This window comes from Serratia sp. T13T92, from assembly GCF_047530105.1.
GTDB lineage: Bacteria > Pseudomonadota > Gammaproteobacteria > Enterobacterales > Enterobacteriaceae > Chania > Chania fonticola.
Genome location: NZ_JBLJAK010000007.1, coordinates 1 through 19042 on the forward strand (window position 1 = coordinate 1; position 19042 = coordinate 19042).

Consider the following 19042-nt stretch of genomic DNA (forward strand, 5'->3'; position numbering starts at 1 on the left):
TGTGCGGCGATGCGAAAACTGCTGCAACTGGCCTATGGTGTGGTGAAATCAGGAAAGACATTTAATGCGGAAATACCGCTTGCCGGATAGCCGACAAGACGGTATCTCTCCCACAGGGAGAGGGGACCGATCGAGTGTGTTTTAAAGGTAGTGACTCACTTTGGCTAAGGACGATCAAGCTAGCTAAAATGACTTCTTTATTTTCAAACGAGTAGGGGCTAACAGCTCCCTCTCCCTGTGGGAGAGGGGACCGATCGAGTGTGTTTTAAAGGTAGTAACTCACTTTGGCTAAGGACGATCAAGCTAGCTAAAATGACTTCTTTATTTTCAAACGAGTAGGGGCTAACAGCTCCCTCTCCCTGTGGGAGAGGGTTGGGGTGAGGGAAACTACTCCATCACCCGGTGGATCTGCAAATACTGCAACAGCATGATGGTTTTACCATCCTTGAGGCGACCGTCGGCGATCATCGCGATTGCCTCACCAAAGGGCAATTCCACCACTTCAATATCTTCATCCTCAATGCCACCGCCGTTGGTTTGACGCTCGTCATCCTGATACTCGGCAATAAAGAAGTGGAGTATTTCCGTCACGCCGCCTGGTGACATGTAGGCCTCAAAGATCTTTTGCACCTTCGAAACCTGAAAACCAGTTTCCTCTACCGCTTCACGGCGGGCGCACTGTTCGGGCTGATCGTCATCCAGCAGCCCGGCGCAGGCTTCCAACAACATGCCTGTGGCATTGCCGTTGACGTAGGTCGGCATGCGGAACTGGTTGGTCAGCACCACGGTGCCCTTGGCGCGGTTATACAGCAAAATGGTCGCCCCGTTGCCCCGGTCATAGACCTCGCGCACCTGTTCGATGGTTCCGCCGTTTTTACGTTTTAACTCAAAGGTGTATTTATTCAATACGTACCAGTTGTCCGATAACAGCTGCTTTCTGATATTTTCAATTTTTGACGACATATTCCCTTCTTCCGTTAGCCAACGCACTGCAACCTTTGGCCACTAGCAAAGCGCAGCCACGGCGGATTTGCAACAAAAAACCCCGCAGGCCTTTCGGCACTACGGGGTTTTGTATCCACCAGAGTTAGAATCCGGTAGGGACTCCGTGCATGTCCGGCAGTTTGTGTGCGATCCCTTTATGGCAATCGATACAGGTTTTGCCTTCGGTTATTGCTTTATCATGCATCTTGGCCGCCACGGTTTTCTGCGCGGTGAAATCCATATACTCGAAGTTGTGGCAGTTACGACACTCCTGCGAGTTATTGGCCTTCATACGCGCCCATTCGTTGCTGGCCATGGTCAGACGATGCTCTTCGAACTTCTGCGGCGTGTCGATAATGCCAAACACCTTGGCGTAAAGTTCTTTACTGGCCTTCAGCTTACGTAGCATCTTTGGCCCCCACTCATGCGGGACGTGGCAGTCCGGGCAGGTGGCACGTACGCCACTACGGTTGTTGTAGTGCACCGTCTCCATATACTCTTCGTAGACGTTTTCACGCATCTCGTGGCAGCTGATACAGAATTTTTCGGTGTTGGCCGCTTCCATACCGGTGTTGAAACCGCCCCAGAAAACGATCCCGGCGACAAAGCCCAACAGCAGCAAAGTCCCCAGGGCCAGCCTGCTCGGCCTGCGCCACCAGCGCCATAGACGACGGATCGGTCCGGCCTTTTTCTCGGATGTTTCGTTCTTACGTTCGGCCATAGCTCCCCCGCTTAGTGCCCAAAGCCCTGCATAGGCTTGAAATCATTGCCGATGATTGGTGCCGCATCGGTTTGTGGTACGTGGCATTGCAGACAGAAATAACGGCGTGGAGCAACTTCCCCCAGCACCTTGCCATCGCTGTCCATAAAGTGTGTCGGGCTGATACGCGGTGCGCCAGTGGTGCGATAGTGTTCCACGCCGTGGCACTGCAAGCAGCGGTTAGTGTTTTTGCTAATCTGGTAGCCGTCGACGCTGTGCGGGATCATCGGCGGCTGGTTGACATAGTTTAGCGCCATCTTTTCCTGCTGCTTGGGCATTTTTATCTGCCCTTCAGCCGTGCCGGAAACCTCTGGCGATTGCTTGAGATCGACATCACTGGCGGCAAACGCGGCACTGGCAACTACCAGTGTTAACAGCGCGCCCCACAGGGAAAGCTGCTTTTTCAGGACATTGCTGGTCATTTTTTGGCTCCCGAATAATGAAATTTGCTCTTAATTTCGAATACGTTTTCTGCACAAACGTCGATACAACGTCCGCAGGCAATACAGGCATCACTGGCAACCCGTGGTGTACCTTTTTTTACTAATAACGGCTCACGCAGGATCTGCGGTTCTGGGCAAACATGAAAACAATCCATGCAGCGAGTACAGTTGTCACGCTTCTCCGCGCTGATCTGCACCACACCCTGGCTACCAATGACGCCATACAGCGCTCCCATTGGGCAAAGATGGCCACACCAGCCGTGTTCGACCACCAGCAGGTCGAACAGGAACAGCGCCACAATCAGCCAGATGCCAGCACCAAATGCGGCACCCAGCCCTTTCAGCCAGGCTAATGCCCCTTCCCCGCTGCTGCCGTGGATCAGCCCGCGCCCCATCAGGGCAACCGGATTAATCCATTCCCAGATCAGCGTGCCACTCACGGCACTACCAACCAGCACGACAAGCAAGATGCCGTAGCGCAGGGAGCGAGGCAGGCTGGCCGATTGACGCAGGCCTAACTTGCGCCGCAGCCAGGCAGCCAGATCGGTCACCGGGTTGACCGGGCAAACCCAGCCGCAAAACACCCGATTACCGATCAGGCCGTAGATCAGCACCACTACCGCGCCTACCCATACCAGCCAGGCTGGCCAATGCCCAGCCAACAGGCTTTGCAGCATCATCAACGGATCCGTTAATGGAACCGTCTCCGCCAATAGGCTGGCGCTGTAGTTGCCACGCAGGATCCAGATGCCCCACAGCGGCCCGGAGAGAAACATCAACAAGATCAACAGTTGGCTGCAACGGCGCAGGATCAGGAAGCGGTTGCTGCGCAACCAGCCATGGCGCAGACGGGCATCACGCCCGGCTTCAGCGACTGGATTAGCCATCATTCACCTCCCTTTACGCCGCGTGCCGGCAATGTGAGGCCTTCCGGCACCAGTGAATGCCCTGCACGCTGCTTTTCCTGCCAGCCCCAGCGATAGTGTTCCCCCAATTGGCCACGCGCCAGTTCCATCGGTAACACCTTGATCGCCGCCTGCTCAAGCACACAAGCCTGCTCACACTTGCCACAACCGGTACAATCCTGGCTGTGAACCGTCGGCAGAAACATGGCGTGCTTGCCGGTACGCTCGTTGTGTTGCAGATCCAAGGTGATGGCCTTGTCGATCTGCGGGCAAACGCGGTAACACACATCGCAACGCAGCCCCTGCCAGTTCAGACAGTTTTCATGATCCAGCAACACCGCCAGCCCCATCCGCGCCTGATCGATATCCGTCAGGTTCGGATCCAGCGCACCGCTCGGGCAGGCCACCACACACGGGATGTCTTCACACATCTCGCAAGGGATATCCCGCGCCACAAAGTATGGCGTTCCCGCGGCTCTCGGCGACAACAGCGTCGCCAGTTTCAGCGTCTGATACGGGCAGGCTTGCACACACTGACCACAGCGAATACAAGCGCTATCAAACGCCGCCTCGGCCAGTGCTCCCGGCGGCCGCAGGGCCAGGCCATCACGTGCCTGAGACTGCTTCTGTTGCAGCCCCAGCAGTACGCCTATCCCTGCCAACCCGGCCACGCTGCGAGCCGCATCCCGTAGGAAGCGACGCCGGGCCGGTGTTTTATCTCGTTGCTGGCTCATTCCGTTGGCCTTATACCTTCTCCAGTTTTACCGCACACTTCTTGTAGTCGGTCTCTTTCGACAGCGGATCGGTGGCATCCAGCGTCAAGTTATTGACCAACTGCGCGGCATCAAAGAATGGCATATACACCAGACCTTTCGGCGGACGGTTACGGCCACGGGTTTCGACGATGCTCACGACTTCACCACGGCGTGACAGTACCTTCACCTTGTCGCCACGGCGTAGATTGCGGCTCTTGGCGTCCAGCGGATGGATAAACAGCACCGCCTCAGGGAAGGCTCTGTGCAGCTCTGGCACCCGGCGCGTCATCGAACCAGTGTGCCAATGTTCCAGCACGCGGCCAGTGGACAACCACAGATCGTATTCCTGATCCGGGCTTTCCGCCGCAGGTTCGAACGGCAGTGCGAAGATCACCGCTTTGCCGTCTGGCTTGCCATAGAAGCGCACGCTTTCACCGGCCTTCACATAAGGATCGGTCCCTTCGCGGTAGCGCCACAGGGTTTCTTTGCCATCCACCACTGGCCAGCGTAAGCCGCGCGCCTTATGGTACATATCAAAGGCGGCCAGATCGTGACCATGGCTACGGCCAAACCCGGCATACTCTTCAAACAGCCCTTTCTGGATGTAGAAACCGAACTCGCGCGACTCGTCGTTTAACTGGTCGGCCGGGATCTCTTCCAGCTTGTACTTGTTCACTTCACCATTGACGAACAGCACGTCGTACAGGGTTTTGCCACGGTATTCCGGCTTCTGGTTTACCAGCTCCGCAGGCCAGACTTCTTCCACCTTGAAGCGTTTGGCAAATTCCACCAACTGCCACAGGTCAGACTTGGCCTCGCCCGGTGCTTTCACCTGCTGATGCCAGAACTGAGTACGGCGCTCAGCGTTGCCGTATGCCCCTTCTTTTTCTACCCACATCGCCGTAGGCAGGATCAGGTCGGCGGCCAATGCGCTCACCGTTGGGTACGGATCGGAAACCACGATAAAGTTGCGCGGATCGCGCCAGCCTGGCATGCGTTCTTCATTAATATTTGGCCCGGCCTGCATGTTGTTGTTACACATCACCCAGTAGGCATTCAGCTTGCCGTCTTTCAACGCACGGTCTTGCGCAACCGCATGCAGCCCGACTTTTTCCGGGATGGTACCCGCTGGCAGTTGCCATTTCTGTTCGGCAATCTGGCGGTGTTTCTCGTTGGTCACCACCATGTCTGCTGGCAGGCGGTGGGAGAACGTCCCCACTTCACGCGCGGTACCGCAGGCGGAAGGTTGGCCAGTCAGTGAGAATGGCCCACAGCCTGGCTTAGAGATCTTACCGGTCAGCAAGTGCAGGTTGTAGCACAGGTTATTGGCCCAGACGCCACGGGTATGCTGGTTGAAGCCCATCGTCCAATAAGACACGACCTTCACATTCGGGTCGGCATACAGTTTTGCCAGCGCTTCCAGTTGGTCTTTTGGCACGCCGCTCATTTCGGCGGTCTTTTCCAGCGTGTATTCCGCCACAAAGGCCTTGTAATCTTCGAAGCTCATCGGCTCAGAAGCATCGCTGCCTGGGTTCTTCGCCGCTTTCTCCAACGGGTGGGTTGGGCGCAGACCGTAACCGATATCGGTCACCCCTTTGCGGATATTGACGTGCTGCTTGAGGAAATCCTGGTCAACCGCGTTGTTCTGAATAATGTAGTTGGCGATGTAGTTCATGATCGCCAGATCGGTCTGCGGGGTGAACACCATGCCGTTATCCGCCAGCTCGAAGCTGCGGTGTTCAAAGGTGGAAAGTACCGAGACGTTGACCTTATCGTTGCCCAGGCGGCGGTTGGTAATGCGCGACCACAGGATCGGGTGCATTTCCGCCATATTGGAGCCCCACAACACGAAGGCGTCGGCCTGCTCGATATCATCGTAGCAGCCCATCGGTTCATCCATGCCAAAGGTGCGCATAAAGCCGACCACGGCAGAAGCCATGCAGTGGCGCGCGTTTGGATCGAGGTTATTGGAACGCAGACCCGCTTTGAACAGTTTGGAGGCCGCATAGCCTTCCCATACCGTCCACTGGCCGGAGCCGAACATGCCTACCGCCTCTGGCCCTTTTTCTTTCAGTGCCCCTTTGAATTTCTCTTCCATAACGTCGAAGGCTTTTTCCCAAGTGATGGGAGTAAACTCACCTTCTTTGTCATACTGCCCGTTCTTCATGCGCAGCATTGGCTGTGTCAGTCGATCCTTGCCGTACATGATCTTGGGCAGGAAGTAGCCTTTGATACAGTTCAGGCCCCGGTTAACCGGAGCATCCGGATCGCCCTGCGAAGCCACAATGCGGCCATTTTGGGTACCGACCAGAACGCCACACCCGGTGCCGCAGAAACGGCAAGGTGCTTTGTCCCATTTGATTTCGTCACCGCTGCCAACCACGGCTTGGGCGACCGTTGGGATCGTCAGCCCGGCTGCAGTGGCTGCAGCCACTGCGGCGTTCGCTTTCATGAAGTCTCGACGACTGAGTTTCATGGCATTACCTCACCTTGCTCATCCTGCTGGTGATAGACCAGCGACACTGCCAACACGCCTTCCAGATTGCGTACCGACTCAATTTTTTCCAGCAACGCATCGGAGCGCGCTGCTTGCATAACGACTACCAATTTGCCCTGCTGTTGATCCTGCGCCGGAATTTCCGTATCAGGGATTGCCAGCAGCGCCGAGATCAGCGCCGGGAATTTGTCAGGCCTGGCCTGCACCATCAACCCGCTTACGTGCCATTCACTGCTCATTATTTTCACTCCGGGTTATTGCAATCGCCGAGGTCGGGCAGCCAGCAACGCAGGCACCACAACCATTGCACGCCGCCGCCTCGAGCGCCGGTTGGGCTATGCCGCCTAACCGTGGCCGAAAACGGATTGCCTGCGTTTCACAACTGTCCTGACAGCTGCGACATTCTACCCCCTGCATCGCCAGGCAAACGGCCGAAAACGACGCCACTTGTTGCCAGGGTTGGTGCTGTGGTGGGTAAAACAGTGGGGCTTCGCAGGCATCTGCGCATTGTCGGCAAAAGGTACATTCCGCGCGTTGGAAATCGATTTCGGGATATCCGCCACTGCCGCTGATCAATACACCGGTTTCACAGGCGTTAACGCAGGCCTGACACCGGGTACAACCCGCAAGGAAGAGAGGGGCTTCACGCGACCACGGGGGACGGATCGCATCAGTTTGATGACGCCATTGTCCGCTGAGCAATCTGCGTCGCGACAATTCGGCCATTCGGGTTATCCTTCAAAGTTGGCAACACGCGCGCGTGTATAAAATTATTATAGTGTGACTTTATTATTGTTTGTCTCGCACCTCGGGTAAGAGGCAAGGATAAAATAGGCTTATCGGAGGGAGTAGATAATCACCCTTTAGGGGTAAAAGTGGGTATTACTTGCGCCAGATCAATCACTGATAGCCGATATAGGGCATTTTGCCAACAGTAGGTCACTCAATCGCTATTTACTTGATTATATAGCGAAGATTTGTTTTGGCTATGGATTGGTCTTTCGCTAAAAATCGCCATGCTTTTTGCCAGCAAAAGTTATAATTTGACGGCGCATAACACTCCGGCCAATAACCAGAAGGACGCTTAATTGCTCGTAAAACGCTCAGTGACCGGCAGCCTGGCGAAGGCGCTGATAGCCATCGTGATCCTTTCCGTGCTGTCCACCGGACTGGCACTGACCACCGTGGCCGGCAGCCTGCAAGATGCTGAAGCGATCAATATCGCGGGATCGTTGCGCATGCAGAGTTACCGGTTGGCGTATGAGCTCACTAACGGTTCCGCTGAAGTGCAGCAGCACCTGGTGCAGTATCAACAGTCGCTAACGGCTCCGGCCCTGCTTAAACTCGATCGATTTTATGTGCCTGACGATGTGCGGCAAAAATACCTGACGCTGCGCCAGGCCTGGTTGGTGCTGGAAAAACAGATCCTGGCCGGGAACCCGGAAAACTATCAGGCCAACGTGGCCAGCTATGTCAATCAGATCGACCATTTTGTCCTGGCTTTGCAGCGCTATTCCGAACAAAAGCTGACCATCGTAGCGACGATCAGCGTGATGGGCTACATCGCCATCATTGCCCTGGTGCTGTTCTGCATCCGCTTTATGCGCCGCCAAGTGGTCACCCCGCTCAAGCGCCTGGTGGACGCCAGCCTGCGTATGCAACAACGCGATTTTAATCATCCGCCGCTCGACGTTTCATTGCCAAACGAACTGGGCGTTCTGTCGCAAACCTTCACCACCATGTCTGGCGAATTGGCGAAGCTCTACCAGTCACTGGAACAGAAGGTGCAGGAAAAAACCGAGCGGCTACAGCAGGCCAACCGCACGCTGGAGGTACTTTACAGCTGTTCCCAGGCGCTGAGCGTTGGGCAGTTGGATCAGCGGGCCTTTGAGAAAGTCCTGCATATCATCAAGCTGAGCGAACAATTACATTGTATCCGGCTCAATGTGGAAGACAGTCTCAGCCAATGGCAGGTCAGCAGTGGTGAACCGGTGGCGGAACTGGCCTGGCATTCGCAGGTGATTATGCAAGACAACAAACCTTTGGGTAGCCTGAGCTGGCAACATGAGCAACAACCGCCCCACCCACACCTGATGCAAAGCGTGACCAATATGCTCAGCCGCGGGGTTTACTTTAACCGCGCACAAAAGCAGCATATGCAGTTCCTACTGATGGAGGAACGCGCCACCATCGCCCGCGAGCTACATGATTCGTTAGCCCAGGCACTCACCTTCCTGCGCATCCAGCTCACCTTGCTCAAACGTACCCTGACAGGCCATTCCTCGCAGGCAGATGAGATCATTGATGATTTTGATCGGGCGCTGGCGGATGCCTATCGCCAATTGCGCGAACTGCTGGCCACCTTCCGGTTGAGTATTCAGGATGCCGATCTGAATGCCGCGTTGCAGCAGGTATTGGAACCATTAAAACTGCTGACCAGCGCGCGGATTCAGTTACACTGTCGGTTAGCCTCACAGGCGTTGAATGCCCAACAACAGGTTCATGCGCTACAGATCGTGCGTGAAGCCGTGCTTAATGCCATCAAACACGCTGATGCGCAGGAAATTGTGATCCATTGCGAAGTCTCCCCCAGCGGTGACAACGAGATCACCATTTGTGACGACGGCTGCGGCATCGACAGCCTGGATGAACCGGAAGGCCATTACGGGCTAACCATTATGAGCGAACGTGCATCGCGTCTGAACGGTACGTTACATATCAGGCGTGGCGATGCCGGGGGCACGGAGGTCTGTCTTAGCTTCCCGCCATAAGGGCTAACAGCATTGCACGGCGGCCATTCGAGCCGAGCGACAATGCTAATTACTACTATATTTTAAGAGTCAGCTTTACTGCCGGCAGTACGCAGTGGCTTTACTCGCTACAGGGAGCACGTTTTATTGTGATGAAAAATTATCGAGTAATGATCGTGGACGATCACCCATTGATGCGCCGTGGCATCAAACAGTTACTGGGGCTAGATCCTACTTTCACCGTGGTGGCAGAAGCCAGCGGCGGTGCTGAGGCGATCGCCCTGGCTGCGCAGTTCACGCCAGACGTGATCCTGCTCGATCTGAACATGAAGGGTCTTTCAGGGCTGGATACGCTGAAAGCACTGCGCGATGAAGGGGTGGATGCACGCATCATCGTATTGACCGTTTCCGACTCCCGCAGCGACGTTTATGCGCTGATCGATGCTGGTGCCGATGGCTACCTGCTGAAAGACAGCGAGCCAGAACAGTTGCTGGAGCATATTCGCCAGGCCGCCGAGGGCCAGAACGTGATTAGCGATGCGGTAGCGGACTATCTTTCGTCACGCAGCGAACAACACGATCCCTTTGCCGCTCTGACCGAGCGTGAACTGGATGTCTTGCAGGAAGTGGCACGCGGCATGTCAAACAAGCAGGTCGCGGCGCAGTTGCATATTTCTGAAGAGACGGTGAAAGTGCACATCCGCAATATGCTGCGCAAGCTCAACGTGCGTTCGCGCGTGGCGGCAACCGTGATGTATCTGGAAGCGAAAAGCCAGTAATGCTTCCCCGGCACGCCGGGGAACTTTCAACCAATGGCCGCCAGCAGCATCTCATGATGCTGATTAATCCAGCTTTGGCTTAGCGGGCCCCAGTTTGCCAACTGGTAATAGCCATCGTTATTACGCTTCCCCTGCTGCACAAACTGCAACTCCAGGCCCAGGCCTGGCAAAGCTTTGAGTACATCCTGCAACGTACGGCGCGGCCAACCGGTCAGTTCCATCAGGCGCGGAACGTTAGGGCGTTCATTGCTGCTGATCAGCCAACACAGATAAAGACGACGAGCAAATACCGGGTTAATTTCCATGCTTAACTCCTGCTGAGGAAAACGTCCTGATTATTTCACCGTAACGCCATAAAATCGCCATAATGACGCGTTTCGTGGTGATGCAATGTGTAACTGTTGATTTCTACTACTGTTATTTACATTATCTCCTTTTTTTCTCCACGCTTTATCTGCGCTTGACGAGTAAAGTGCAGTAGCACCTTTGGGTACAATCAAATCCTGCAACAGCCCGGCCACCAGTCAGCGCCAGGCGTAAGCATAACTGATGCAGTCAAAAATAGAATAAGTCACAACGAGGTTCATGCCGCATGGCCAATTTTTTTATTGATCGCCCGATTTTTGCCTGGGTTCTGGCAATTATTCTTTGCCTGACGGGGACGTTGGCGATTTTTTCTCTGCCTGTCGAACAATATCCGAACCTCGCTCCGCCAAACGTGCGTATCAGCGCCTCCTATCCGGGGGCATCGGCACAGACGTTGGAAAATACCGTTACCCAGATTATCGAACAGAACATGACCGGCCTCGACAACATGATGTATATGTCGTCCCAGAGCACCAATACCGGCCAGGCCTCGGTTACGCTGACCTTTGATGCCGGCACCGATCCCAACGAGGCAATGCAACAAGTACAAAACAAGCTGCAGGCCGCCATCAAGCGGTTGCCACAGGCGGTACAGCAACAAGGCGTAACGGTGTCAAAATCGGGCGATACCACGCTGATGATGGTGGCCTTTGTCTCCAACGATGGCAGCATGGATAAGCAGGACATCGCGGACTACATCGTCTCCAACCTGCAAGACCCCCTCAGCCGTATTAACGGCGTGGGCAGCATGGACGTTTACGGTTCACAATACGCCATGCGTATCTGGCTGGATCCGAACAAGCTCACCAGCTACCAGCTCACCACTCAGGATGTAGTCAACGCCATCAGTTCACAGAACACTCAGGTGGCGGTGGGCCAGCTAGGCGGCTCCCCTTCCGTGGATCAGCAGGCGCTAAACGCTACCATCAATGCTCAATCCCAGCTGCAAACGCCGGAGCAGTTCCGTCAGATCACGCTGCGCGTCAATCGGGACGGCTCGCTGGTCACCCTGGGTGACGTTGCCACGGTGGAATTGGGCGGGGAAAACTATAACTACCTCAGCCGTTACAACGGCCTGCAGGCCGCCGGGATGAACATCAAGCTGGCCTCCGGTGCCAACGAATTGCAAACCGACCAGTTGGTGAAAGCCAAGATCGCCGAGCTTTCACAATATTTCCCCCACGGGCTGGAAGCCAAGATTGCCTATGAGACGACGCCGTTCGTGCAGGCTTCGATACATGACGTGGTAAAAACCCTGCTGGAAGCTATTTTGCTGGTGTTTTTAGTCATGTACCTGTTCTTGCAGAACTTCCGCGCCACGTTAATCCCCACTATCGCCGTTCCGGTGGTGCTGCTGGGCACCTTTGCCATCCTTTCGGCCTTCGGCTACAGCATTAACACCCTGACGATGTTTGCCATGGTGCTGGCGATCGGCCTACTGGTGGACGACGCCATCGTGGTGGTGGAAAACGTGGAGCGCGTGATGAGCGAGGAAGGTCTCTCACCCAGGGACGCCACCCGTAAATCCATGGGGCAGATCCAGGGTGCGCTGGTGGGGATTGCCATGGTGCTTTCAGCGGTATTTATTCCCATGGCCTTCTTCGGCGGCACCACCGGCGCCATTTATCGCCAGTTCTCGATCACTATCGTTTCCGCAATGGTGCTTTCGGTACTGGTCGCCATGATCCTCACCCCGGCCCTGTGCGCCACTATTCTCCAGCCGATCGCCAAAGGCCATCATCACGGCAAGCGCGGTTTCTTCGGCTGGTTTAACCGCATGTTCAACCGCAACACCGAACGCTATGAACGTGGGGTAGCGCGCGTATTGCATCACAGTGTCCGCTACATGGTGATCTACCTGTTGCTGTTGGCCGGTATGGCGGTGCTGTTTATCAAACTGCCGACCTCGTTCCTGCCGCAGGAAGACCGTGGTGTGTTCACCGTGCAGGTGCAGTTGCCTGCAGGCTCCACACTGCAGCAAACCACCAAGGTGGTGGAAAAGGTCGAGCACTACTTCCTGACCGAAGAGAAAGCCGACGTGCTGTCGGTGTTCTCCACCATCGGTGCCGGGCCAGGCGGCAACGGCCAGAACGTCGCGCGGCTGTTCTTGCGCCTGAAGGACTGGGATCTGCGCAGTTCGGGTGCCAATAGTTCGTTCGATATCATCGAGCGTGCCACCAAGGCCTTTAGCAATATCAACGAAGCGCGCGTGATCGCCAGCAGCCCGCCAGCGATCACCGGGCTGGGGAATTCTTCGGGCTTCGATATGCAGTTGGAAGACCACGCCGGGCTGGGGCATGACAAACTGATGGAGGCTCGCAATCAATTACTGCAGCTGGCTGGGCAAAACCCTCAGCTATCGCGTGTGCGCCATAATGGCCTTGATGACAGCCCGCAGCTGCAGATCGATATCGACCAACGCAAGGCACAGGCGCTGGGCGTGTCGATCGACGATATCAACAGCACCTTGTCGACCGCCTGGGGCTCCACCTACGTCAACGACTTTTTAGACCGCGGGCGAGTGAAGAAAGTGTACGTCCAGGCCGGAGCGCCCTTCCGCATGCTGCCAGAGGACATCAACAAGTGGTATGTGCGTAACAACAGCGGTGGGATGGTGCCCTTCTCCGCCTTTGCTACCTCCCATTGGGAATATGGTTCACCGCGTCTGGAACGCTACAACGGTAACTCCACGGTAGAAATCGTGGGCGAGGCCGCCTCGGGCGTCAGCACCGGTACCGCGATGGATGAAATGGAAAAACTCGTCAGCCAACTACCGACCGGTTTCGGCCTGGAATGGACCGCAATGTCCTACCAGGAACGCCTGTCCGGTTCCCAGGCACCGGCGCTGTATGCCATCTCGCTGTTGGTGGTATTCCTGTGTCTGGCCGCCCTGTATGAAAGCTGGTCGGTCCCGTTTTCGGTCATGTTGGTGGTGCCGCTGGGGGTGATAGGTGCCGTCACGGCCACCTGGCTGCGCGGGCTAGAAAACGATGTGTACTTCCAGGTGGGGCTATTGACGATTATCGGGCTCTCGGCCAAGAACGCCATCCTGATCGTGGAATTTGCCAACGAGCTGAACAATAAAGGCCAGGATTTGCTGGAGGCAACGCTGGAAGCCTCGCGCCTGCGTTTGCGCCCTATCCTGATGACCTCACTGGCGTTTATCTTCGGCGTTCTGCCAATGGCCATCAGTTCCGGTGCGGGTTCTGGCAGCCAGCATGCGGTAGGTACCGGGGTGATGGGCGGTATGATTTCCGCCACCGTTCTGGCGATTTTCTTTGTGCCGCTGTTCTTCGTATTGGTACGCCGCCGCTTCCCTGGTAAAGCGCAGCCTCACCATCACGATAGCCAATAGTAGGCGTAAAAAAAGCAGCTTCGGGAAACCGAGGCTGCTTTGCTAAAGACTTAATATTGTTACCCAAGGTGCTTTAAATAAAAACAAACCCAATAGCCTTATTCAAGCTTTAAACCCTATATGGTGTTAGTTACCTAACATCTCATCAATAAAGTCTTTCCAATTTTTTAACTCTCGATCAACCATGATACTTCACAACCTCCAGTTATTGGACGCAGAGATTCTACGCTGGTTTTTTGACCAAGTGAAGCCTTTTGGGAACGATGCCAGCCAAGAAAAACCAGGATGGAACATATTTTCAGATTAATCAAAAACCTACCCCGATGTTACATTTTCTTTGGCATCCTGGAACCTATGCATGGCAACGGATACCTACGCTAAGTTGAATTTATCCTACAAAATCAACACGACAATTTTAATGTGCCACAAACAAGATCATTCCAATACAGTTACCGGCATCATCCTGTTATTGGCACATTCCTTTGGTATGGCTTGAAATTGCACCTTAGGTAGCTATCCTAACGTTTCGTTAATATGACACAAGGAAGGATCTCATGGAAAAAATAACGCATAATAAAGCCACCAATGTCATTGGCGGTAATAATTTGGTGTGTGGTAACACACGCTATTTATGGATAAGAAATGACGATGGCAGTGGCAACTATATCTGCATACAGAGAGATGAGTGCAATATACCTGGCGATGATAAATTCGGTAACCCGCAAATCCACTTTAACAGAGTCGCCGCTTCATTCTGTGGGCGATAATTAACGCCCATTAATTTATCCGGTGTCCTTTTTATAGACACCGGATGATCAACGCTCAGCCTTACCCAAAAATGCGTGAGTGATTATTGTTTTAAAATAATCATGATGTGTCCCTATCCTTCTTTTTCCGGTTGCCTGCGCTTGAGAATACGCTGATACCATGGCTGGGGTACGGGGTGAACAATATGTCGCAGCGCTCGGGCGTAATCCATCACCAGCCCTGGTGTCCAGGCCATTGAGAGTGCCCGTCTGCGTACCTGCGCGGCAATCCACAATTCCGGCATGGTCAAAATGCGTAATGTGCCCAGCCAGCTTTTACTCTGTTTGGCAAGCACGCCATCCAATGAGGCTTCCAAGGCATAGGCAACACTACTGGAGCAGTTACGCGACGTCAGATTGTAGATTTTAGTCAGCTGATAGCCGCTCCAAAAACGTAGCAGTGCCGAACTGTTATAACAGTGAAACTGGATCTGCCGATTCGAATCGCACCAGTTGGCCGCCTCGGTAACATAGTCCGGCTGGAAAGTGCCGGGCACGTCATTTTCTCGCGTCGCCTTCAACACATTGAGAAACTCTGAAGGAGAACGATCGATATCTGCCGCTGGATACAGGCTGATGTAGATGCTCGGTACCAGTTCCAATGCAGCATGCCCGGTAGAGATAACCCCTTGAGCATCCACGGCCGCGATATAGCGATTAATGACTGGCCGGGGGATTGGGGCCGCACTCGCCGTTCCTTCCGGGGTCCAGATATGGACGGTTAAAGGCTGTTTAAAATCAATGCTAGGGGCAACCACCTCGGCTGGCCGAGCCGCCGATTTCTTTCCAAAGACGTAAAATATCTCGGTAGGTACCAACAATTCAAACACTGAGGTGCCGTCCCTTAAAAGGTTGGCCCGCCTGGCTAATTGCAGGATATTGATGCCACTGACAACCATCAATGTACCCAGGAAAAACGATATGGTGGCCTTGTAGTGCACCGGATAGGGGCTAAATATGAGCATGGCGAACAGTATCTGAGCAATGCCGCTGACCAGCGCATTCTTCCAGCGCGGAAACCGGACGATCCAGGCTGAAGCGATCATAAACAAGCCAATAACGAAATAGGAGAAACCGAATATGATTGCCAGTAACAGATTACTGTAGGGTTTGTTCGCCAGGATCAGCAGTGCGACAACACAAAAGATCCCGCCCTTGAAATAGAGCACCGCTTTCTGTGCCCCAACCCCGCTGGAGGCAATACTCAACGTGACCAAGCTCTCCAGAAGCATCAGAGCACCAAAAACCTGTAAGGGAAAATAGAGCACGCCATCAAGGCCATCGATAAAGATACCGATCCCCATCAGCCCCCAGATAATCCCGATTACGCCCAAAAATTTGGCTTTGGAGCGCACAAAATCAACGCCGAATAATAACAGGGCAATCTGGATCACTGCTGCAACTCTCCGCAATATGCAAATAATAGGTTCATTTAACTGTCCTGGTGATAATGGCTTGCTTGCCAGTTGCCGACAATAATGCTCTGTTCTTCCTCATCCAGCAGGACGCAGCTGTTATCCACCAACGTTAACCACTCTCCCTGTGGCATCTGGATACGGAATACCAACGGGGGGCGGGGTTGAGGACTTTCATTGAGGAGCCAATGGTCACGCAGCTTGCCTTGATCATGCGGGTGAACCCATTGCATGACGTCATCCATGGTGTCTAACTTACTGGGAACCTGCTGCTCAAACAAACTACCTAGCTCATCCTCCCAGTGCAAAATCCCGGTCCGTGGATTGAGGCTATAAATCACCCCCTTGCCGGTTATCCGGCCAGTATCTGGGTTAAAACTGTTGGTCGAGTGCTTCAACACCCTGATAAACACGATCAACAACGCCGTCGCGGAAAGGTAGCTCAAGGCTAATAACAGAGACTCATTAAGATGTAAGCCCTTTAGAAAAAAGGGCCCATGCTGATGATTGGTATAGTAAATCACTCCCAATCCAAGAGTGATAAGCGCGAGAGACCCCCCGCGATTCCCCCAGGCCACAGAAAGCATAATAGCCAGAATAATGGGGAGGCATGCCAAGGCAAAGTAGAGCGCAGCAGCGTTGTGTTGCAGCCAGAGAAGGGGGTAACCAAAGATAAACCAGATCGACACACACAGCAGCAGCCAAAGTGCCCCACCCAGAAGGCCAGTTTGCAGATTGCGACTGGCAGGTTCCAAGCGCCGATTGACAACCCCCATAATAACGGTTGTGGCAAAGATAATGCCGGTAACATCAGCGATAAAGTTCTGCCAGAACAAGCTGAACAAAGGCTGCTGGTGGATTAGGGCATAACCCCCACCAATAATTAGCGCATCCAGCCCGCTGAAGACCAAGGTTGCAGTGATACAGACTAAAATAGTATGGAGATCGTCATTAAGCCGTGCAAAGCGTCGAACGGCCCAGGCGACCGCTACATTGGCTGGCATGGATAGCAGGGCATCGATCAGCGATAGTAATGGTTTATGCTGCCAGCCCTCCGTCAACAACAAGCCTGCCAACGTCAAAATGACGAACAGGGTTAAATAACTGCGCCAGCGGGACAAAAGAAAGGCGGCAACCGCAACACCAGAGGGAAACCACACGATTGCGATCGGCGAGTTAGGGTCGTCAAATTTTAATGAGATCAATCCGGCGAGGTAATAGATTATCCCCCATAGCAGCAGGGTGAAAAGTTGTCGAACATACGATGGAACGTGGGGTGTCATTTTTTACTCACTGGTATGCACGCGGGCATTTTGTGAAAAATATCACGTGTTGCCGTCAAGAAAAGCCTGATTAACTATAGGACATTCTACATCAGCATGATGTGAACGTACTATTTCAAACTCATCGGAGATCTATCCAGGCATATATTTCTTTGCGGATGAATAGTGAAGGAGTAACGTTGCTACAGGATTTAGCGAAACACCGTTGAAAGGGAAAATCATGTCTTCGAGTATCACCATCGAGCAGTTGAAACAACAAGGTCGCTATCCAGAAGCCACCGAACTGGCCCAACAGATGCTGCAACAGGCACCGTTGGATGGCTCGCTGCATTACCAGCTGGCGTGCCTTTACGATGTACAGGGCTTTGAGCAGCAGGCGATCCCCTGTTATCTCGCCGCCTTGCAGCAAGATCTGCCCGCACAGCTTCGCCAGGAAGCCTGGCTGGGCCTGGGCAGCACCTATCGCGCATTGGGGGAATATCAGAAATCGCTAGCCGCTTTCGACGACGGGCTAAACGAGTTCCCGCAGGCCAAAGAGATCACGCTGTTCCGCGCCATGACGCTCTACAATCTAGGGGAAACCAAACAGGCGGTGGCGGATCTGCTGATCCTGTTGGCGGAGACCTCTGCGCATACGGAAATCAGCAGTTACCAGCGTGCTATCCAGCAATATGCTGCAGATTTGGATCGTATTGGCTGAGGGGAAAATTATGGAGATCATCACCGATCCGCGTAAATGTAATATCGACTGGCAACAGTTGGGCGAATTGCTGGCCGCTGCCGGACTAGGTGAGCGTGATCAACAGGTCTTACAGAAGGTGTACCAAAATAGCCAATTCTGCTATTGGGGCTTTATTGAGGGAGAGCTGATGGCCACCGCTCACGCCATCAGTGACATGACCTCGGTAGCTTATCTGGCCGATGTCGCCATCCATCCGCGCTTTCAGGGGCAAGGTTATGGTCAGCAGTTGATGGATCGCGTCATGCAAGATCTGGCACCGTTAGGTAAAGTGTTTATTTACTCGGTGCCGGACAAATTGGCATTTTATAAGCGATATGGCTTCCACGATCTGACTACCGGCATGGTGTATGCCGATGGGAGCGCGCTGGAGCGATTACAAAATAGCGGGTATGTGCGTTGAACCCCAAACTGCTAAATAGCGATTCCTAATAAACCTAGTGTATGGATAGCATGTCAGAAAAAACCATCAACCTACTTTCTTACAGCTTATATCAGTTTCAATGCCTAGCTCACATTGACGTTTAGCATTTTCTCCTTAATGAAAAACCACATCGATTTAATATAGAACCTCATTGGTGTTATATAATATGATGGGATGATTAACATAAGGAACATGAGAATGATAATCCCTAAGGCTGGGACACCATTTTTAAGCGTGGTACCAATCGTGAAGATTGTTAATATCACAGTTAAAATAACGCTCGCCCTGAAGGTTCTTTTCCCTACATCCCTTACCGAATAGATAAAATCAAGGTTGAAAATTTTAGCATTGGTTTTTGCCTGCCTGATTTCATGCCGAGTGAAACCTGACTCCAGCAGCAATCTACTCGTCGTTTTAGTTTTTCCATTAATCGATTTCATTTCTAATACATCTTTGGTTAATTAATTTAAAAAAATCACATTATAAGCTTATTTATGTAAAGTCTAATGCTAAATCTTTATGGTATGGCGGTACTTGTGAGGCCTCTAAGACAAATTTAGCGTTCTGGGATCCTAAGCTAAATAACCTTACCTAATACCGTACCACTGAAGCCTGAGGCAGTACGGTTATAAGCGATAACTTCCCCACCTTATCAATACACCCCATGAATGCATCCAAACCAATTTAATCACATGGCAAATACATAGCATGCTTTAGATACTGGATTTAAAATCAGATCCTATGTATTATAAGTTTTTCTGTACTTAATGTAAGGGATTTA

Annotated in this window: 18 protein-coding genes; 6 read left to right on the plus strand and 12 right to left on the minus strand. The window is 53.2% G+C overall.

Translation table 11 applies throughout. The features are described 5' to 3' along the window. Nucleotides 1–387: 387 nt before the first annotated feature. The 8 genes from nudK to napF all read right to left on the minus strand — a co-directional run bounded on the left by nudK (nucleotide 388) and on the right by napF (nucleotide 7070). Nucleotides 388–963 (minus strand): GDP-mannose pyrophosphatase NudK, encoded by a 576-nt coding sequence (gene nudK / locus ACMV5I_RS09580; RefSeq protein WP_414824205.1) that lies wholly within the window; start codon nucleotides 961–963, stop codon nucleotides 388–390. A gap of 124 nt (nucleotides 964–1087) precedes the next feature. Further along, nucleotides 1088–1705 (minus strand): cytochrome c-type protein NapC, encoded by a 618-nt coding sequence (gene napC / locus ACMV5I_RS09585; RefSeq protein ID WP_024484507.1) that lies wholly within the window; start codon nucleotides 1703–1705, stop codon nucleotides 1088–1090. Between the two features lie 11 nt (nucleotides 1706–1716). Further along, entirely contained in the window at nucleotides 1717–2166 is a 450-nt protein-coding gene (gene napB / locus ACMV5I_RS09590) for a nitrate reductase cytochrome c-type subunit (RefSeq protein WP_021178725.1), read from the minus strand. Further along, nucleotides 2163–3074 (minus strand): quinol dehydrogenase ferredoxin subunit NapH, encoded by a 912-nt coding sequence (gene napH / locus ACMV5I_RS09595; protein WP_024484508.1) that lies wholly within the window; start codon nucleotides 3072–3074, stop codon nucleotides 2163–2165. The genes napB and napH overlap by 4 nt, the downstream gene beginning before the upstream one ends. Next, nucleotides 3074–3826, minus strand: coding sequence for a ferredoxin-type protein NapG (gene napG / locus ACMV5I_RS09600; protein ID WP_024484509.1), 753 nt, complete (start codon nucleotides 3824–3826; stop codon nucleotides 3074–3076). The genes napH and napG overlap by 1 nt, the downstream gene beginning before the upstream one ends. A 10-nt stretch (nucleotides 3827–3836) precedes the next feature. Beyond that, nucleotides 3837–6323 (minus strand): nitrate reductase catalytic subunit NapA, encoded by a 2487-nt coding sequence (napA, locus tag ACMV5I_RS09605; RefSeq protein ID WP_414824206.1) that lies wholly within the window; start codon nucleotides 6321–6323, stop codon nucleotides 3837–3839. After that, on the minus strand, nucleotides 6320–6586 hold the full coding sequence (napD, locus tag ACMV5I_RS09610; RefSeq protein ID WP_024484511.1) for a chaperone NapD: 267 nt from the start codon (nucleotides 6584–6586) through the stop codon (nucleotides 6320–6322). The genes napA and napD overlap by 4 nt, the downstream gene beginning before the upstream one ends. Continuing rightward, nucleotides 6573–7070, minus strand: coding sequence for a ferredoxin-type protein NapF (napF, locus tag ACMV5I_RS09615; RefSeq protein ID WP_021807093.1), 498 nt, complete (start codon nucleotides 7068–7070; stop codon nucleotides 6573–6575). The genes napD and napF overlap by 14 nt, the downstream gene beginning before the upstream one ends. A gap of 362 nt (nucleotides 7071–7432) precedes the next feature. On the opposite strand from napF, the gene narQ reads away from it, so the two are divergent. After that, nucleotides 7433–9115, plus strand: a complete 1683-nt coding sequence (narQ, locus tag ACMV5I_RS09620) for a nitrate/nitrite two-component system sensor histidine kinase NarQ (RefSeq protein WP_261169669.1) — start codon at nucleotides 7433–7435, stop codon at nucleotides 9113–9115. Between the two features lie 125 nt (nucleotides 9116–9240). Next, nucleotides 9241–9873, plus strand: coding sequence for a nitrate/nitrite response regulator protein NarP (gene narP / locus ACMV5I_RS09625; protein WP_024484513.1), 633 nt, complete (start codon nucleotides 9241–9243; stop codon nucleotides 9871–9873). Nucleotides 9874–9899: 26 nt separating this feature from the next. Here narP and ACMV5I_RS09630 read toward each other — a convergent pair whose 3' ends face one another. Then, complete coding sequence (locus ACMV5I_RS09630; RefSeq protein WP_024484514.1) at nucleotides 9900–10178, minus strand: winged helix-turn-helix domain-containing protein; 279 nt, start codon at nucleotides 10176–10178, stop codon at nucleotides 9900–9902. Nucleotides 10179–10465: 287 nt separating this feature from the next. On the opposite strand from ACMV5I_RS09630, the gene acrD reads away from it, so the two are divergent. Beyond that, a complete protein-coding gene (gene acrD / locus ACMV5I_RS09635; RefSeq protein WP_414824207.1) occupies nucleotides 10466–13594 on the plus strand; it encodes a multidrug efflux RND transporter permease AcrD in 3129 nt (1042 codons plus the stop codon). 126 nt (nucleotides 13595–13720) lie between these two features. Here acrD and ypfM read toward each other — a convergent pair whose 3' ends face one another. Continuing rightward, nucleotides 13721–13780: a protein YpfM gene (gene ypfM, locus ACMV5I_RS09640; protein ID WP_137751254.1), complete on the minus strand. Its 60-nt coding sequence runs from the start codon at nucleotides 13778–13780 to the stop codon at nucleotides 13721–13723. Nucleotides 13781–14148: 368 nt separating this feature from the next. Here ypfM and ACMV5I_RS09645 point away from each other — a divergent pair, with 368 nt between their 5' ends. Next, the gene (locus ACMV5I_RS09645; RefSeq protein WP_202811245.1) at nucleotides 14149–14361 is read left to right on the plus strand and encodes a DUF4762 family protein; all 213 of its coding nucleotides are present in this window, start codon (nucleotides 14149–14151) and stop codon (nucleotides 14359–14361) included. Nucleotides 14362–14474: 113 nt separating this feature from the next. On the opposite strand, the gene ACMV5I_RS09650 is transcribed toward ACMV5I_RS09645, so the two are convergent. Continuing rightward, entirely contained in the window at nucleotides 14475–15794 is a 1320-nt protein-coding gene (locus ACMV5I_RS09650) for an HdeD family acid-resistance protein (protein WP_414824208.1), read from the minus strand. 38 nt (nucleotides 15795–15832) lie between these two features. After that, a complete protein-coding gene (locus ACMV5I_RS09655; protein WP_414824209.1) occupies nucleotides 15833–17098 on the minus strand; it encodes an MASE1 domain-containing protein in 1266 nt (421 codons plus the stop codon). Nucleotides 17099–17318: 220 nt separating this feature from the next. On the opposite strand from ACMV5I_RS09655, the gene ACMV5I_RS09660 reads away from it, so the two are divergent. Together ACMV5I_RS09660 and ACMV5I_RS09665 are read left to right on the plus strand one after the other, a co-directional pair. Beyond that, complete coding sequence (locus tag ACMV5I_RS09660) at nucleotides 17319–17798, plus strand: tetratricopeptide repeat protein (RefSeq protein WP_024484518.1); 480 nt, start codon at nucleotides 17319–17321, stop codon at nucleotides 17796–17798. Between the two features lie 10 nt (nucleotides 17799–17808). Further along, nucleotides 17809–18240 carry a GNAT family N-acetyltransferase gene (locus ACMV5I_RS09665; protein ID WP_024484519.1) on the plus strand — a complete coding sequence of 144 codons (432 nt, stop codon included), beginning with the start codon at nucleotides 17809–17811 and terminating at the stop codon, nucleotides 18238–18240. Nucleotides 18241–19042 lie beyond the last annotated feature (802 nt).

Excerpts from the sequence above, each read along its gene's own strand:
- nudK (WP_414824205.1), bottom strand. The coding sequence starts at position 963 with ATGTCGTCAAAAATTGAAAATATCAGAAAGCAGCTGTTATCGGACAAC.
- napC (WP_024484507.1), bottom strand. The coding sequence starts at position 1,705 with ATGGCCGAACGTAAGAACGAAACATCCGAGAAAAAGGCCGGACCGATC.
- napB (WP_021178725.1), bottom strand. The coding sequence starts at position 2,166 with ATGACCAGCAATGTCCTGAAAAAGCAGCTTTCCCTGTGGGGCGCGCTG.
- napH (WP_024484508.1), bottom strand. The coding sequence starts at position 3,074 with ATGGCTAATCCAGTCGCTGAAGCCGGGCGTGATGCCCGTCTGCGCCAT.
- napG (WP_024484509.1), bottom strand. The coding sequence starts at position 3,826 with ATGAGCCAGCAACGAGATAAAACACCGGCCCGGCGTCGCTTCCTACGG.
- napA (WP_414824206.1), bottom strand. The coding sequence starts at position 6,323 with ATGAAACTCAGTCGTCGAGACTTCATGAAAGCGAACGCCGCAGTGGCT.
- napF (WP_021807093.1), bottom strand. The coding sequence starts at position 7,070 with ATGGCCGAATTGTCGCGACGCAGATTGCTCAGCGGACAATGGCGTCAT.
- ACMV5I_RS09630 (WP_024484514.1), bottom strand. The coding sequence starts at position 10,178 with ATGGAAATTAACCCGGTATTTGCTCGTCGTCTTTATCTGTGTTGGCTG.
- acrD (WP_414824207.1), top strand. The coding sequence starts at position 10,466 with ATGGCCAATTTTTTTATTGATCGCCCGATTTTTGCCTGGGTTCTGGCA.
- ACMV5I_RS09645 (WP_202811245.1), top strand. The coding sequence starts at position 14,149 with ATGGAAAAAATAACGCATAATAAAGCCACCAATGTCATTGGCGGTAAT.
- ACMV5I_RS09655 (WP_414824209.1), bottom strand. The coding sequence starts at position 17,098 with ATGACACCCCACGTTCCATCGTATGTTCGACAACTTTTCACCCTGCTG.
- ACMV5I_RS09660 (WP_024484518.1), top strand. The coding sequence starts at position 17,319 with ATGTCTTCGAGTATCACCATCGAGCAGTTGAAACAACAAGGTCGCTAT.
- ACMV5I_RS09665 (WP_024484519.1), top strand. The coding sequence starts at position 17,809 with ATGGAGATCATCACCGATCCGCGTAAATGTAATATCGACTGGCAACAG.